Annotated in this window: 16 protein-coding genes and 2 tRNA genes; 3 read left to right on the plus strand and 15 right to left on the minus strand. The window is 33.9% G+C overall.

The features are described from left to right. Positions 1–124: 124 nt before the first annotated feature. The 11 genes from TL18_RS07810 to TL18_RS07860 form a co-directional block, all read right to left on the minus strand. The gene (locus TL18_RS07810; protein WP_067043903.1) at positions 125–1,465 is read right to left on the minus strand and encodes a hypothetical protein; all 1,341 of its coding nucleotides are present in this window, start codon (positions 1,463–1,465) and stop codon (positions 125–127) included. Between the two features lie 230 nt (positions 1,466–1,695). Continuing rightward, entirely contained in the window at positions 1,696–2,745 is a 1,050-nt protein-coding gene (asd, locus tag TL18_RS07815) for an aspartate-semialdehyde dehydrogenase (protein ID WP_067043904.1), read from the minus strand. 9 nt (positions 2,746–2,754) lie between these two features. Continuing rightward, positions 2,755–3,576 (minus strand): 4-hydroxy-tetrahydrodipicolinate reductase, encoded by an 822-nt coding sequence (gene dapB / locus TL18_RS07820; protein WP_067043905.1) that lies wholly within the window; start codon positions 3,574–3,576, stop codon positions 2,755–2,757. A 12-nt stretch (positions 3,577–3,588) separates the two neighbouring features. Beyond that, entirely contained in the window at positions 3,589–4,482 is an 894-nt protein-coding gene (gene dapA / locus TL18_RS07825; RefSeq protein WP_067043906.1) for a 4-hydroxy-tetrahydrodipicolinate synthase, read from the minus strand. After that, a complete protein-coding gene (locus TL18_RS07830) occupies positions 4,479–5,699 on the minus strand; it encodes an aspartate kinase (protein WP_067043907.1) in 1,221 nt (406 codons plus the stop codon). Before TL18_RS07830 ends, dapA begins: the two co-directional genes overlap by 4 nt. A 189-nt stretch (positions 5,700–5,888) precedes the next feature. After that, a complete protein-coding gene (locus TL18_RS07835; RefSeq protein ID WP_067043908.1) occupies positions 5,889–6,086 on the minus strand; it encodes a 30S ribosomal protein S17e in 198 nt (65 codons plus the stop codon). Further along, positions 6,079–6,366, minus strand: a complete 288-nt coding sequence (locus TL18_RS07840; protein ID WP_231483598.1) for a chorismate mutase — start codon at positions 6,364–6,366, stop codon at positions 6,079–6,081. Before TL18_RS07840 ends, TL18_RS07835 begins: the two co-directional genes overlap by 8 nt. A 177-nt stretch (positions 6,367–6,543) precedes the next feature. Next, on the minus strand, positions 6,544–7,410 hold the full coding sequence (locus TL18_RS07845; RefSeq protein ID WP_067043912.1) for a shikimate kinase: 867 nt from the start codon (positions 7,408–7,410) through the stop codon (positions 6,544–6,546). Next, positions 7,407–8,492 carry a glycosyltransferase family 4 protein gene (locus tag TL18_RS07850; protein ID WP_067043915.1) on the minus strand — a complete coding sequence of 362 codons (1,086 nt, stop codon included), beginning with the start codon at positions 8,490–8,492 and terminating at the stop codon, positions 7,407–7,409. Before TL18_RS07850 ends, TL18_RS07845 begins: the two co-directional genes overlap by 4 nt. A gap of 18 nt (positions 8,493–8,510) precedes the next feature. Continuing rightward, the gene (cbiD, locus tag TL18_RS07855) at positions 8,511–9,587 is read right to left on the minus strand and encodes a cobalt-precorrin-5B (C(1))-methyltransferase CbiD (protein WP_067043918.1); all 1,077 of its coding nucleotides are present in this window, start codon (positions 9,585–9,587) and stop codon (positions 8,511–8,513) included. Between the two features lie 32 nt (positions 9,588–9,619). Beyond that, a complete protein-coding gene (locus TL18_RS07860) occupies positions 9,620–9,883 on the minus strand; it encodes a thioredoxin family protein (protein WP_067043921.1) in 264 nt (87 codons plus the stop codon). 122 nt (positions 9,884–10,005) lie between these two features. Between TL18_RS07860 and TL18_RS07865 the strand changes: the two genes are divergently transcribed. Beyond that, positions 10,006–12,081 carry a DEAD/DEAH box helicase gene (locus TL18_RS07865; RefSeq protein ID WP_067043924.1) on the plus strand — a complete coding sequence of 692 codons (2,076 nt, stop codon included), beginning with the start codon at positions 10,006–10,008 and terminating at the stop codon, positions 12,079–12,081. Positions 12,082–12,094: 13 nt separating this feature from the next. On the opposite strand, the gene TL18_RS07870 is transcribed toward TL18_RS07865, so the two are convergent. Together TL18_RS07870 and TL18_RS07875 are read right to left on the minus strand one after the other, a co-directional pair. Further along, complete coding sequence (locus TL18_RS07870; RefSeq protein ID WP_067043927.1) at positions 12,095–12,400, minus strand: DUF2098 domain-containing protein; 306 nt, start codon at positions 12,398–12,400, stop codon at positions 12,095–12,097. A 16-nt stretch (positions 12,401–12,416) separates the two neighbouring features. Then, the gene (locus TL18_RS07875; RefSeq protein WP_067043929.1) at positions 12,417–12,683 is read right to left on the minus strand and encodes a PRC-barrel domain-containing protein; all 267 of its coding nucleotides are present in this window, start codon (positions 12,681–12,683) and stop codon (positions 12,417–12,419) included. A 101-nt stretch (positions 12,684–12,784) separates the two neighbouring features. Between TL18_RS07875 and TL18_RS07880 the strand changes: the two genes are divergently transcribed. Beyond that, on the plus strand, positions 12,785–14,449 hold the full coding sequence (locus TL18_RS07880; RefSeq protein ID WP_067043933.1) for a tRNA uridine(34) 5-carboxymethylaminomethyl modification radical SAM/GNAT enzyme Elp3: 1,665 nt from the start codon (positions 12,785–12,787) through the stop codon (positions 14,447–14,449). A 55-nt stretch (positions 14,450–14,504) separates the two neighbouring features. Beyond that, the gene (gene deoC, locus TL18_RS07885; protein WP_067043936.1) at positions 14,505–15,233 is read left to right on the plus strand and encodes a deoxyribose-phosphate aldolase; all 729 of its coding nucleotides are present in this window, start codon (positions 14,505–14,507) and stop codon (positions 15,231–15,233) included. A 90-nt stretch (positions 15,234–15,323) separates the two neighbouring features. On the opposite strand, the gene TL18_RS07890 is transcribed toward deoC, so the two are convergent. Next, a tRNA-Phe gene (locus TL18_RS07890) sits at positions 15,324–15,396 on the minus strand. 3 nt (positions 15,397–15,399) lie between these two features. Then, positions 15,400–15,471: transfer RNA gene (locus TL18_RS07895), tRNA-Val, on the minus strand. Positions 15,472–15,504 lie beyond the last annotated feature (33 nt).

Consider the following 15,504-nt stretch of genomic DNA (forward strand, 5'->3'; position numbering starts at 1 on the left):
GAATAATGTGATGGCCCATAAGTTATCTTAAAGGTTTATTAAAAAAATATTAAAATCAGATATGGCATATAGATATGACAAGAAAAAAATGAAAAATAAAAAAAGTTAAGAGAGGTAGAATAATCTACCTTGATTTTTTCTCCAACCTGAATGGAGGAGTTGATTCTAAGGTTTCATAAGCTTCTTGTTCTTCTTGAAGCTCATTAAAGAAAGTGTTAATTTCTTCTAACCTTTTAATCTTATCATTTTTCCTGTTTAACTCGTTTTCAAGAGTAATATAATCTTCACGAGGAACAGTTTGCTCTCTTAAATAGCGAAGTTCATTATCTTTTTCAGTGATTTCACTTTGTAATTGAGTTTTAAGAGAAATGTATTCATCCTTAGGAATGGACCTTTCCTTGATATACTCGAGCTCACTATTACGGGCAGAAATCTCAGTTTCAAATTTATTCTGAAGAGAGATATAATCTTCTTTAGGAATGGATCTTTCCTTGATATACTCGAGCTCACTATTACGGGCAGAAATCTCATTTTCTAATTTGGTTTGAAGAGAAATGTAGTCTTCCTTAGGAACAGATTTTTCTTTGATATATTCAAGTTCACTATTACGTGCGGAAATTTCAGTTTCAAATTGATTTTTAAGAGAAAGGTATTCATCTTTAGGGATAGAATTTTCTTTAAGGGTAGTAATCTGATTACCTAAATCTTTAATTTCCTCATCGAATTTGATTTGAAGAGCATCATATTCTTTTTTAGGGATGGAATCTTGTTTTAAGTTAAAAATTTCTGCGTCCATAGCATTAATTTCTGACTCGAATTGAGTCTGTAGAGAGATATATTCATCTTTAGGGATTGTTTGCTCTTTTAATATATCTATCTCGGTGTCTTTTTTGGAAAGTTCATTTTCCTTAATAAGAATCTCCTTATTTTTAAATTCAAGTTGTTTTTCAAGTTCTAAAATTTGTGTTTGAGATTCTACATTATTTTCAAGTTTAATAACTTTGATTTTATAATCGTCAATGGTTCTTGAAAGAGAGTTAATTTCAGCATCTTTTTCAGCCATGCTTCTAAAGGATTCGTTTAATCTTTCATTGACATCAGCCAATTCTTTTTTTTTGTAATCCCTTAACTGTTCTGCAAAATATTCTTTAATTTCATCAAGAGAATTGTTAACATAATCTAATTCATAAATTCTGTCCTCTTGATTCTTGATCAAAATGTCTTTTTCATCAAGTTGTCGTTTCAAAAGGTTAATTTCGTCTTCTGCTTTAAATTTAATCACAGAAACTTCTTTCTCTTTCTCTACAATGTCTTTTTCAAGCTCTTTTATCCTTAACGGAGTATTATCGTTAGCCCGCTCTACTTCAAGCTCTGTCAAATCTAATTTTAATTTATTTAACTCCAATAGGCAAGAGCGAATTAAAGATTGTAAAGTATCTTTTTCAGCATCAATTCCTATTTCCATTCTATCCCTTAGTTAAAATTTTTTCCCAATATCGATTTCAAATTATTAAAAAATTATGAATTTGAAAACTCCGATATATTGTACAATATAATTCCTTGATATAAATTATTTATTTCATACTATTTAAATTAAACCCTTAAATTAATCTAAAAATAAAATTAGAAAGAATTAGAAAACAGATAGAAAAAATAAAAAAAATTAATAAAAATAAAAAAAATAAATTGATAAAATTAGAGTATTTTATCATTAATTAATTCAGCATTCAATATAGATGCTCCAGCAGCACCACGAATAGTATTATGTCCAACTAATACATATTTGAAACTATTATCAAATGCTTGGTCTTTTCTCAACCTACCAACAGTAACAGCCATACCATTACTTGCATTTCTGTCCATTCTAGGTTGTGGCCTGTCATTTTCCTCTTTGACAATTACAGGATTTTCAGGAGCTGAGAATAAATTGAGTTCTTGTGGCAATGCTTTAAAGTTCGCCATACTACTTTTCACATCTTCAATGTCAAAGTCATCATCCAACTCAATAAATACCGCTTCAGTATGACCATCAATAACAGGCACCCTATGACAAGATGCACTTAATTTGAAATCTGCATTGTTTACGGTATCGCCATCAAAAGAACCTAACAAATGAAGGGTTTCGCTCTCCATTTTTTCTTCTTCACTGCCAATGTATGGGACCAAATTATCAACAATAGCCATAGAAGGAACACCATTATAACCTGCACCGGACACAGCTTGCATGGTTGAGACTCTAACAGATTGAACATTAAAATTATCCACAATAGGTTTTAATGTTAAAGTTAACGCAATAGTTGAACAATTAGGATTGGTTACAATGAATCCATCCCAATCATTTTCCTTTTGTTGAGCATCAATCATGTCTAAATACTCAGGATTTACTTCAGGAATCACTAATGGAATATTTTTTTTCATACGATGAGCACTAGCATTACTTGCAACAACATAATCCTTAGCGAATTTCTTTTCAACATCTGCTGCAAATTCAGTTGGAAGGGATGAAAATACAATATCTACATCATTATCCATTTCTTCCGGATTAGTATCAATGACTTTAATGTCTCTAACAGACTCAGGCATTTTACTATCCAAATACCAAGTAGTAGCATCCTCATATCTTTTACCTGCAGATCTAGATGATGCTGCTAATGCTGTAACCTCAAAATCTGGATGGTTATCAAGTAACTGAATAAATCTTTGACCAACCATACCAGTTGCACCAAGTACACCAACGTTTACCATAAATCTCACCTATTCTAATCCTAAAACATCATTCATACTGCTTACAACACCTTTTTGAGCAGTAGGAACATATCTGATAGCTCTGATTACACCAGCTATGAAAACTTCTCTAGTATGAGCCTGATGTTTAACTTCTAATCTTTCACCATCGCCTACAAACATTACTATGTGGTCACCAACAATATCTCCACCACGGATAGCATGAACTCCAATCTCTTCTGAAGTTCTTTTGCCGACGAGACCTTTTCTTCCAAATATACCTACTTCTTCAGGGTCACGTTCAAGTTCAGCCGCAATTACTTCAAATGCAGTCATTGCAGTTCCGGATGGTGCATCCTTTTTCTGATTGTGATGCGCTTCAATAATTTCAATATCAAAATCATATAAAAGAGGAGCCAATTTCTTTAATGTGTTGAAAAATACATTTACTCCAATAGCCATGTTTGATGAAATAACTGCACCTACATTATTATCTTCAACATTTTTAACGTTAGATGCCATTTGTTCATCAGTAAATCCTGTAGTTCCAACAACAATATCCACACCACAAGCAGTGGCTGTTTTAATTGTTTCAACAGCTGCAGGAGCTATCGTAAAATCAACCAACACTTCAGCACCAGATGATTTTAAAGCTTCTTCTAAATCTTCAGAACCAACAATTTTAACACCAAGTTCATCAATACCTGCCTGAAGACCTGCATCTTTACCGGCAAGAGGAGTATTTGGCATTTCAATAGCCGCAACTACTTCCATGTCATCCTGTTCAGTGATTTTTCTAATAATACCGGAGCCCATTCTCCCAGCTGCCCCGGTTACTGCTACTTTAATCATAATAATACCTACTTAAATTAATCCAGAATCTTTTAATGCTTTTTTAAGAACTTCTAAGTTTTCCTCTTTCATGTCACATAAAGGTTTTCTTAAAGGTCCGGAAGGAAGTCCCATTAAATTCATTGCAGTTTTTACAGGAACTGGATTACTTTCAATAAAGAGAGCTCTTATTAATTCAACCATTTCATAGTGAAGCTCCATTGCTCTTGTATAGTCATCGTTTAAAATACTGTCAACCATTAAAACCATCCTTCTTGTGTCGATGTTTGCAGATGCACTGATTACACCTGTTCCACCCACTGCCATGATTGGTAATGTTAAAGAGTCTTCTCCTGAAAGAATTTTAAAATCGTCTTCAAGACCTTCATGTGAAAGGGCTTTGTAAATATCAGAAACTTTATCAACACTACCGCTAGCTTCTTTAATTGCTCCAAGACCATCGATTTTGGCTAACTCCACAACTGTGTCCACATCAATATTGATTCCGGTACGTGATGGCACATTATATGCAATAATTGGAATGTCACAAGATTCAGCTACAGTGCCGTAATGGTCAATCAAAGCATGTTGTTGTGGTTTATTATAGTACGGGGTGATTAACAATGCTGAATCAGCACCTACATCACAAGCAAATTTAGTAAGAGATACTGCTTCTGAAGTAGCATTGCTGCCTGTTCCAGCTACAGTTTGAACTCTTCCGTCAACTTCGTCAACTAAAATTTCAATAACACGGTGGTGTTCTTCATGAGTCATGGTAGCTGATTCACCGGTGGTTCCAGCACCAACCAATCCGTTAACACCTTTATCGATTAAATAGTTTATATTTGATCTAAATCCTTCCTCATCTAAAGTTCCCTCTTTTGTAAAAGGGGTGACCATTGCAACATATGTTCCTTCAAAATTCATTCTAAAACCTCGCTAATTAATTCATGTGCTTTTTCACCATCTTCCCAGTCGACAAATAAAACAACTGCAGTTTGTGATGAAGTAATCTCTAAAATGTTAATGTTACTTTTTCTAAGTGGTTCTGTAATATCTGATATGATACCCGGGGTTTCAATAATATCCGGACTAACAAAAGTTATCATTGCTGTGTCTCTTCCAAGTGATAAGGAACTTAACGCATCAATGTCAACAACTAATTGATGTAATAAATGATATGCTTTGTTAGAATCTGTTTTATCTACAAAAACAGTGATTGAATTTTGGCCCGCGGAGATACCAAAAATATTAATTCCTTCGTCAGCAAGAGCGCCAGTTAAACTAGCCATTAAACCAACATGTTTAAGCATTGCTTCTCCAACAATAGCTATAAGTGAAATAGGATTTTTATAAAGAGTGACACATTTTAACATTTCACCCTCAAAAGGTCCTACAATACGAGTTCCCTTTGAAGTTAAGTCCCCATGGGCGAAATTGATTATTTTTGCACTTATTAATGGATCTTTATATTTTAATGCATGTGGATGCAATACTTGTGCCCCATGAGTTGCCAAATCCCTCAATTCTTCAACAGAAATAGTTTCTAATAATTTCGCATCTTCAATTTTATTAGGATCAGTAGACATCACACCATCCACATCAGTGACAATTATCACCTCATTAGCATCTAAACAGTGCCCAATTAAAAATGCAGTAATATCACTTCCACCTCTTCCCAAGGTTGTGATTTCACCGCTAGGCCCTTTTCCTAAAAATCCGCAAACGACAGGAATAACACCTTGATTAATCAAATGTCTGATTCCTTCGATTTTTTTATGGGTTGTATTTAAATCAATCTTTGCTTCTAAAGAATTTGAATCGGTAACAATAGGCCATAATTCATTGTATGGGTCAATAAATTCTGACTTTACACCTAAAGATTCAATAGTTGCTGAGAATAATCTAGCACTAGTTAATTCACCCATAGCCATAATTTCTGCCTTCTGCTTGTCTGTTAAACTACTGCCAATAGCTTCATTAGATAATCCAATGAGCTCATCAGTAGCCTTGTTAACAGCTGAAACTACAACTACTACCTGACTGCCTTTCATATACTCATTTACCACGGACTGCGCCGCTTTTTTAATTCTAGAACCATCACCAACCGAGGTTCCGCCAAATTTTACTACTATTAAATCCATTAAGTTCACCTATTTCTTAAAAATTCATGAAAATTTGTTTAAATATTGAATAAACAAATTATACATATATATTTTTATACAACCATATTAATAAACTTTATAACATGAACATGATTTAAAAAAAGTTGAAAATTTCAAATAATTAAAAAAATATTAAATAAAAAAAGAGTAAGAAAATATGAAAAAAGCTTATTCTTGGGTTTGTTCTAACCTTACAAGCCTTGTAACATATCCTGCAATTTTATTTCTTAAATGTTTAGTACTTACAGTAGAGTATTCTTGTACTAATTTTTTATTTTCTTCAAAATCAGTAGTGAAAACACCTTTATGAGTTTCAATAAGTTCTTTTGCTAAACGTTTAACAAATGAAGTTCTAATATTACCCATTAACATTCCTCCTTAAAATTTCTTTTTGCTTATTCTTACTTAAAATAGTTAGCATATCTACGATTTGATTAGTAATATCAACATCAAGACCATTTTCTTCAGCTAATCTCTCAATCTTTTTGTGAATTTCTTCTTCCCGAGATTTATCATAAATTGGCATTCCAAGATATTCCTTAGAAAGAACTATCCCAGTTGCAAGAGAGGTTCTCTGAGAAATTAAATCAAACAATTCATTATCGATTTCATCAATACGATTTCTGGATTCTTCGAGAAGTTCCATAGCTTCTTTTTTATTTTTAAAAGAGTACATTTCATAATCACTTTTCAAAAAATCACCAATTGATAATAATGATAATAATATAATTTATTATTAATCCTAGTATATAAACTATATGTTTAATAGTGATAGAAATAGTAAATTAATTTATTCCTGATGAAACTGGCTAAAACAATCCAATTATATTAAACTACAACCGATATTGTCCACATTGGTTTCAATGACTCTGCCTTCATATTTGCTCCAGGAATCCTTTACATCATCAATTGATTCTTCACCAACAACGGCAACAAAAGAAGAACCTGTACCAGATAACCCCGATGCAATAGCTCCAGCTTCCAATGCGTCAATCGCAATTGATGAATCGAAACCTAAAGTGGCCGAATATATTAATCCATTTAAATTTAAGGCCTTGAAATAATCTTTTTCAACTGCAAAAGAGAATGCAGTTTCGACTAGAGGAGCCAACAATTTCATTCTTTCAGGATTTGAATCACCGGATTTTGAATAATAATTAGGCATATACACTAAAATAGGATAATCCTCCATTTTCTCTTTTATGATGAATTCCCTATTCTTATTATCAGTTATAACAACTCCTCCGAAATATGAAGCGGTTGCATCATCAAAAGAGCCTGTTATTGTAACACCTGCATCTAATGAAGCATCAATCGCCATGTTAATAATCTGCAAATCATCAAGAGGTTTGAAATCGAATTCTTCGCAAACAATTGAAGATACAACTTTAACGATAGCATTTGATGAAGCGCTGCTACTGGACAATCCTGATGCCATAGGCAAACTGGATTCAGTTTTTATATTAACACCAAATTCTGATTTGTCAATATCATAATGAGAAAAGACCTTTTCTACGCACAATTCCATTAACGTATTATCCGCGCCAACATCATTAAAGCACTCTATGCCATTATCTATTGTTTTAGCTTCGCATTTAATGTCCAATCCTATTCCGAAAGCTGAACCGAAACCTGTTGCAATAGCGTTGATTATTGTTGCAGATCCCGGTGACCTGACATTCATTTTCATGGTTTGACCTCATCATAAGGAATATTGACTTTTGAAAAATCGATAGCCCTATCCCTTGCATTAAGAGATAATGCCAATCTGAAATCATCGTTATTTACAATTCTATCGATTGCATCAGCTATAGATGGAATATTATTAGGATCTACAAGCAATCCAACATCATCGGTAATTATTTCAGTGATTCCACCAACATTACTTCCGATTACTGGTTTTCCGCAGGCCAATGCCTCAATCAAGACCAAACCGAAACTTTCTGAAAAGGACGGCAGAATCAAAACATCACAGCTTGGAATGATATCCTCAACATCGGTTCTGGAACCTGTAAATATCACATCACGAATATGTTCCTCCTCAACCTTTCGAGTCAATTTTTTATATAAAGGCCCATCGCCAACAACAACAAGATAATAATCGCTGTTTGAGATTTTTTTAGCTTCCAAAAGAGAATCAACATTTTTTCTTTTGATTAAATTACCGACAAAAAGAACAATAGGCTTACCTTCAAGTTTATTTTCTTTTTTAAATGAATCATCCCCATTTGTTGAGAATTTTTCAATGTCAACGGAGTTCCATGAAAGTCTGGTCTTGGCGGATATACCTTCAACGCCGGTTGCAATGATTTCATGCCTCAATGCATTACTGACTGCAAGAACAACATCCGCATCACGCAATACCTTATGTAAAGTTGGCCTTACTATAGGATGTGACTTGTATAATTCAAACATGTCTGAACCATGTGCTGTAACATATGTTTTAATCCCATATTCCTTTCCAACTTCTACAGCTGCAGCACCTGCCGGGAACAGATAATGTCCATGAATAATATCAATGTCAACTTCCTCTAAAAGATTTTTTAAAGCTTTCTTAGCATTTATCTTAAACAATAATCCTCGAATACCCGGAACATTCAATCCTGAAGTTCCAATGACATGAATCCCATCAATGTCCTTAATCTCCTTGTGAGGATAGGTAATTACGTAAACTTCATGCCCCTGTTTAACTAATTCCTTAGATAAAGTGTGAATATGAACCCCCACACCTCCAAAATGAGGTGGGAATTGACCAACCATAGCTATTTTCATAAAATTAAACCTCTATACTTATTTAATGAAATTATTATTTAAATAAGTTCCTTCCATGTCAACCAAAATAACATTTAAATCCAAATCAAAGCGTTGCTTGCATCTTTCACGGATTGCTTGAGCAATACTGTTAGAAACTTCAGTTGAAACATTAAGTTCATACAAAATAGACATCATGTCATCAGTTGTCTTTGAATCAAATAATCTCTGGAGATTATCCCTATCAACACCACACAATGCAGCATGAGCAACCATAATTTCGCGCCTTCCATCAGCTACAGCATGTTTTGTGTTAAATATTCCTCCAGCAACTTTAATCAGTTTGCCGATATGACCAAAGAAAGTGAATTTCCTGATTCCACGTTTTTCAGCTTCTTCAAACATGAACCCCACATAGTTTCCTGTTTGAATAATCTGTTCTTTTGAAATATCTAATTTTTTTAAGGCCAATTTTTCTCCAATATTACCTGGAACAAATACCAAATCTTCAAATCCTGATGCAAGTGCCACATCAATTTGTGTAACAATCGAATTTTTATATGCTTCACTGGACATTGACCTTGCAATTCCGGTAGTTCCAAGAATGGATATTCCCCCGATTATTCCTAATTTAGGGTTCATGGTTTTTTTAGCAATTTCTTCACCTTCAGGAATTGAAATAACAACGCGGGCAACTTTCCCTTCAGGAATTTTATCCTCCAGATTTTTAACTATCATACGGCGAGGAACCGGATTGATTGCATAATCCCCAACCGGAATCTGAAGACCCGGTTTTGTTATTAAACCAACTCCCTTACCTCCGGTTATAATGATTTTGGACTCTTCATCAGTCTTATCCAACAATTCAACAGTGGAAACAATAGCCAAATCCACAGTAACGTCAGGATCATTATAAGGATTCTTATGAGCTATTGCATATGCTTTAGAAGAAGAAATCGCTTTGCATTCATCAATGATAATATCTAATGTCTTTTTTGGAGTTTCAACTTTAACACATGCAATATCCGGACTATCTAAAATTGCATCTAAAGCTGCAAGAGAACATGCGGTAGCTACAGTACCAGTTGTAACGCCAATATAATTATCATTAGTCATTTTAATTTAAAAATAATAAAAAAAGAGCGAATCTATAACATAGATTCTAATTTTTCAATCAATTCAAAATCACTAGGTGCGCCGACAAAAACCACATCGCCATCAATAACAATAGTAGGAACTGCCATGATTTGATAGTCGATAGCTTTTTGATAATTTTCTTTGCTTTCATCGATTTTGAGCACTTCGACATCGATTGCATCGCCTAGTTTATCTTTTGCTTTTAGAGCAGCATCGATAGCTGCAGGACAATGAGGACATGAATTAGTTGAAAATACTTCTACTTTAATTGCCATGATATATCTCCTTATAATATTTGTAACTATTTTATAATTTTGTCATATATAATTTTTACTTATGAAATAGGTTACAAATGCTCTCGGAAATATTTAATATGAATAAAAAAAATAAAAATTAAATGATTGAAATGGAAAATTTAGATGATGATATAAAAACAATAATTAATAGCGCTTATCCCTACATTAAAGAATTTAATCCGGCTCAAAAAGCAGTCATTGAATCTGGATATTTGGATGATACTTCAAATTACATAATCTGCATCCCAACTGCAAGTGGAAAAACAGTTCTGGGAATTTTACCAGCTCTTAAAACAGTTTTAAATGGTGGAAAGGCTGTTTATGCAGCACCCCTCCTATCAATTCAAAATGAAAAAGTAAAAGAGTTCAAGGCATTTGAGGAACATGGGATTAATGTAGGAAAACATCCATCTAATTCCGATTTATCAGTGATGGTTTTTGAGTCTTTCGATGCCCTAACAAGGTTTTCATGGAATACCCTCAGGGATGTTGATACATTAATCATCGATGAATTTCACATGATCGGGGAATTTACAAGAGGTCCAACACTTGAAGCAGCAATAACAAGAGCCAAAATCATAAATCCCGGCATGAGAATTATTGCACTTTCAGCCACATTAAGAAATATAGATGAGATTGAAGGTTGGCTTGAAGGAACCTGCGTTGAACACGATTACAGGCCAGTTCCACTGAATAAAGAAGTATTGGATGCAGAAATGTTCAATACAAAGAATAAAAATGATGTGATTGTAAAAGTAATTGAAAAGGCCATTAAAGACAAATCCCAAGCATTGGCTTTCGTATCCACAAGAAGATTTACAGAAAGTTTGGCCACATACGTCGCTAAAAAGATTAATAAAAAAATCAACAAGGAGCAAAGGGAAAGGTTCAAGGAAGTTGCAGACAAGCTCTTGGAAGTTCCAAAAAAGAAAGGATCCCTTCCAACAAGCACCTGTGTAAAATTGGCTGAAGCTGCTGAAAAAGGTGTAGCATTCCACCATGCAGGGCTTTTCAATGAACAGAAAGAAATTATTGAAGATGAATTCAGAAAAGGGAATATTTTAATGATTACTGCAACACCTAGCTTAATGTATGGTGTTAATTTACCTTCAAAAACTGTCATTATTAGAGACCATACCCGCTGGACCAATAATGGACCGCAGCCAATCCCTGTTTTCGATTATGAACAGATGTCCGGTAGGGCAGGCAGACCCCAATACGATGATGTGGGATATTCCTATCTTATTGCAAAAACCATGGATGAAGCTTTCAACCTGCAGGATTATTATGTTGAAGGGGAAATTGAGAAGACAAATTCAAAATTGGTTGACAATAAGGATGCGATATACAGGCAGATTATAGCCCAGATTGCATCATCACTTTCCAAAAATCTTGATGACTTAACAGATTTCTTCGGAAGGACATTATACGGATATCAGATGAAGAATAACCCGTCAATGTCCATGTTTGCTGAAGATAGCTTAAGATATGAATTGGAAAGCGCATTGGAATTCCTGCTGCAAAACGGAATAATCAGAGCAACACCCGAAGGTCTTAAAACAACTGATTTCGGTAATTTGATAGCTAAATCCAATTATACTGTTGAAACAGCAGTTAAAATCAAAGAATATATTTCAAGCATTAATGAAATAAATGTTGAAGAGTTCATTTATGCTTTATCCGAGACACCTGATTTGCCATTGATAACATTTAAAGGAAGAAAATCAAAAGATCCTGTGCGAGATAAATTATCCGAATCAGGACTGTTTGCCGTAGACATTGGAAATCCTGAAGCGACCACAGTTTCATTGATTGAATGGATTAATGAAAGAAGTGAATATGAAATTGAAAACAAGTATCACGTTTATTCAGCATCAACAAGAAGGTCTGCTTATGAAGCATCACGCCTTGTCAAATTCGCCAAAAATACATCAGAAGTATTGGGAAATTATTCAAACTTGCAGGACTTTGATTTCCTATCCGCAAGATTGTATTATGGTGTAAAAAAAGATATTATCCCACTGGTTGTTGGCGTTAAAAGACTCGGTAGAAAAAGAGCAAGAACTCTGGTAAATGTATTTGGAAATGATTTGAGTGGTGTTTCTGAAAGTGAATTGCAAAAAGTCGAGGGCATTGGACCTAAACTTGCCGAAAAAATTAGTCTATTTTATAAATAATTAAAAGGTGGAATTAACCTCCACCCTCTGCAACTTTAGAATCTAATTCCAAGTCCTCTAAAGCTCTAGCTTTTTCTTTCATCGCTTCAATATCAACTTCACCATCGCTTTCTTTATCATAAAAAGTGGATTTTTTAATATCCTTTTCATCAAGCAATTCGACTAATTTTGAGCGATACCATAAATTGGTTTTATCTAACATGACCCACTCTACACCGTCTTTAGTCCTTACATCGATTACCTTTCCAATAGTTCCTGTTTCGACATAACGAACATGGGATTCGAGAGGAATTTCTATGTCTCTTGCATCTAAAACCATTTTAAAACCTATTTAATTATTCTTCTTCTTCGATTTCAACTTCAACAGTTTCTGCTTCAGCTTCTTTTGGAATTTCTTTGTTTAAAATAACATATGCTCCGATAGTAGCAACATCTTCAAAATCTATTTCTAATTCGTCTTTAGAAAATATATTTTTTTGTAAAGTTAATGATATTTTACCAATTTTACCGGTTTCTGGATCAAAATCCAAATTATCAACTTTACCTACTTCATATGCATTTTTATCTAAAACAGTAGAACCTAAAAATTCTCTAATTTGCATAATTTCACCTTTAATAAGTTATGTAATTATATATAAATAATTAAGTATTTAAATAAAACGAATGATAAAAGATTAACTATTAATTATCAATGGTGAAACTAATGGAAAAAGCATGTCGAATAATTATAGATAACATCATAAATGGAAAGATATCTACTCGACGTGACCTTGAAGTTGAAAAAAGGCAGCTTTGCCGTGACTTAAAATTATCCAAATTTATGAGCAATGCAGATATTTTGGAATATGCGAAACCTGAAGAAAAGGAGATTGTTTCTGGAATTCTAAAGAAAAAGCCTACAAGAACAATGTCCGGCGTTGCGATTGTTGCAGTTATGTGCCATCCACATAAATGCCCTCATGGAAGATGCTTTTATTGTCCTGAAAGTGATATTGCACCTCCTAGCTACACTGGTGAAGAGCCAGCAGCGCTTAGAGGTAGAATGTACGAATTTCACCCATATATACAATGTTTCAATAGGTTAAAGCAATTGAAAAAGATTGGCCATCCAATAGACAAAGTCGAATTGATTATAATGGGCGGAACATTTCCTTCAAGGGATTTATGTTATCAAGAATGGTTTGTATCACAATGCCTAAAAGCAATGACAGATTTCGGCTTAATACTTGAAAACAAACCAACAAACTATGAATATAACCTAGATTATGATGAAATAAGGTCATTTGAAAAGGGAATTTTGAAAACATATCCTCCAAGCGATTATGTATTAATCGATGATGTTCAAACCGCAAATGAAAACTCAAAAGTCAGATGTGTTGGAATGACTTTTGAAACACGCCCTGACTACTGTAAAAAAGACCATATCAATAGAATGCTTAATTTTGGAGTCACAAGAGTTGAACTTGGAGTTCAAACATTATCTGATGAACTGTACACTAAAATCAAAAGAGGACATACTCTTGCAGATGTAATTGAAGCAAACCAACTTTTGAGAGATTCTGCAATTAAAGTTGCAATGCATATGATGCCGGGTTTGTTTTCTGATGAAAAGCAGGATTTGAAAATGTTCAAACAGCTATTCAGCGATGATAACTATAAACCGGACATGCTTAAAATATACCCTTGCCTCGTTACAAAGGGAAGTGAATTATATGATCTTTGGCTTGATGGCAAATATGCTCCATATACCGATGAAGAGGCTGTGGATTTGATTGTTAAAATCAAGAAGATACTCCCAAAATGGGTCAGAACTATGAGAATCCAAAGAGACATACCATCAACCTTAATAGAAGCTGGCGTCAAAAAATCAAACTTGGGAGAACTTGTTTACAACAGGTTAGATGAAGAAAAAATCAGCTGCCAATGCATACGCTGCCGTGAAATCGGCCACAAAAAAACAACCCAGGACTATGATTTGGATGACTTCCAACTATTCAGGGAAACATATGTTGCCTGTGAAGGTGTGGAGAATTTCTTATCTATTGAAGATTATAACGAAGAAAGCATTGCGGGATTTTTAAGGCTGAGATTCCCTTCAAAAAATCACTTTAGAGAAGAAATCAGTGACAAAACCGCACTTGTAAGGGAATTGCATGTTTATGGAAACATGATTAAAATTGGAGATAAAAATCCTAAAATCGGCCAACATACAGGATTTGGAGAAAGGCTCCTTAAAGAAGCTGAAAACCTAGCTATTGATAATGGTAAAGAAGAAATTGCCATAATAAGTGGAATCGGTTCTAGAAACTATTATCGCAAATTCGGTTATGAGAAGGTAGGACCATATATGAAAAAAGAGATAATATAAAAATATTTAAATATAATGTTCGTATAAATACTAACTAATTAAGAGAGTGGTTACTATGTACAATATAAAAAATTCAAAAGAATTGGCAAAACTCATCAACTATACTAATTTAAACAACATCATCACTGAAAATGAAATGAGAGAATTCCTTGAAAAAGCAATGGAATTGAACTTCAATTCAGTGGTTGTTTCACCAACATACGTTAAATTAGCAAAAGAAACTTTAAAAGACACCAACATTAAAGTTGGAAGTGTCATTGGATTCCCATTAGGTTTCGAGGACACAAACAGCAAAGTAGATGAAGCTAAAGAACTGCTTGAAAAAGGTGCTGACGAATTTGAAGTAGTCATTAATTTAAGCTATTTGAAAGATGAAAAATACAGCTTGCTTGAAGATGAAATCAGAAAGATTAAAGAAGCAATCGGCGATAAAATCCTGAAAGTCATCATAGAAACAAAAGCATTAGAAGACTATGAAAAAGCAAACGCCGCTAAAGTGGCAGAAAATGGAGGGGCAGATTACGTTAAAACTGCTTCCGGATTCGTATCACCAAACCACCTTTTCGAAAATGTTAACGATATCAACATAATCCAGAAACATGCACCGAAAATCAAAATAGAAGTTTATGGCGGCATAAACAATTATAAATACGCAAATGAAATATTAACTGCTGGTGCAGACATTATAGGAAGTAACGAAGGTTACGAAATTGTCAAAAGGTATAAAGAGTTGAGGGAAAATACACAAGTAACACCAAAACCTATTACACTAACTAAAAAATAGATAAAAACTCCATCACCATTAAAAACACGTCTGAATATAATTAAAAACTCTAATTTTAAAAAAATCATGGAAAAATAGTTAGAAAATAAATGCCATGGGCCGGACTTGAACCAGCGACATCTAGATCTTCAGTCTAGCGTTCTCCCATCTGAACTACCATGGCATATGGACCGAACGAGATTCGAACTCGTGATCTCCTCCACGTCAAAGAGGAATCATACCCCTAGACCACCGGTCCTATACAACATACTATAATTAGGTAAAAGTAATA

It is taken from the genome of Methanobrevibacter sp. YE315 (assembly GCF_001548675.1).
Taxonomy (GTDB): domain Archaea; phylum Methanobacteriota; class Methanobacteria; order Methanobacteriales; family Methanobacteriaceae; genus Methanocatella.

Coding starts and splice junctions, on each gene's coding strand:
- TL18_RS07810 (WP_067043903.1), bottom strand. CDS start 1,465: ATGGAAATAGGAATTGATGCTGAAAAAGATACTTTACAATCTTTAATT.
- asd (WP_067043904.1), bottom strand. CDS start 2,745: ATGGTAAACGTTGGTGTACTTGGTGCAACTGGTATGGTTGGTCAAAGA.
- dapB (WP_067043905.1), bottom strand. CDS start 3,576: ATGATTAAAGTAGCAGTAACCGGGGCAGCTGGGAGAATGGGCTCCGGT.
- dapA (WP_067043906.1), bottom strand. CDS start 4,482: ATGAATTTTGAAGGAACATATGTTGCAATGGTCACCCCTTTTACAAAA.
- TL18_RS07830 (WP_067043907.1), bottom strand. CDS start 5,699: ATGGATTTAATAGTAGTAAAATTTGGCGGAACCTCGGTTGGTGATGGT.
- TL18_RS07835 (WP_067043908.1), bottom strand. CDS start 6,086: ATGGGTAATATTAGAACTTCATTTGTTAAACGTTTAGCAAAAGAACTT.
- TL18_RS07840 (WP_231483598.1), bottom strand. CDS start 6,366: ATGGAACTTCTCGAAGAATCCAGAAATCGTATTGATGAAATCGATAAT.
- TL18_RS07845 (WP_067043912.1), bottom strand. CDS start 7,410: ATGAAAATGAATGTCAGGTCACCGGGATCTGCAACAATAATCAACGCT.
- TL18_RS07850 (WP_067043915.1), bottom strand. CDS start 8,492: ATGAAAATAGCTATGGTTGGTCAATTCCCACCTCATTTTGGAGGTGTG.
- cbiD (WP_067043918.1), bottom strand. CDS start 9,587: ATGACTAATGATAATTATATTGGCGTTACAACTGGTACTGTAGCTACC.
- TL18_RS07860 (WP_067043921.1), bottom strand. CDS start 9,883: ATGGCAATTAAAGTAGAAGTATTTTCAACTAATTCATGTCCTCATTGT.
- TL18_RS07865 (WP_067043924.1), top strand. CDS start 10,006: ATGATTGAAATGGAAAATTTAGATGATGATATAAAAACAATAATTAAT.
- TL18_RS07870 (WP_067043927.1), bottom strand. CDS start 12,400: ATGGTTTTAGATGCAAGAGACATAGAAATTCCTCTCGAATCCCATGTT.
- TL18_RS07875 (WP_067043929.1), bottom strand. CDS start 12,683: ATGCAAATTAGAGAATTTTTAGGTTCTACTGTTTTAGATAAAAATGCA.
- TL18_RS07880 (WP_067043933.1), top strand. CDS start 12,785: ATGGAAAAAGCATGTCGAATAATTATAGATAACATCATAAATGGAAAG.
- deoC (WP_067043936.1), top strand. CDS start 14,505: ATGTACAATATAAAAAATTCAAAAGAATTGGCAAAACTCATCAACTAT.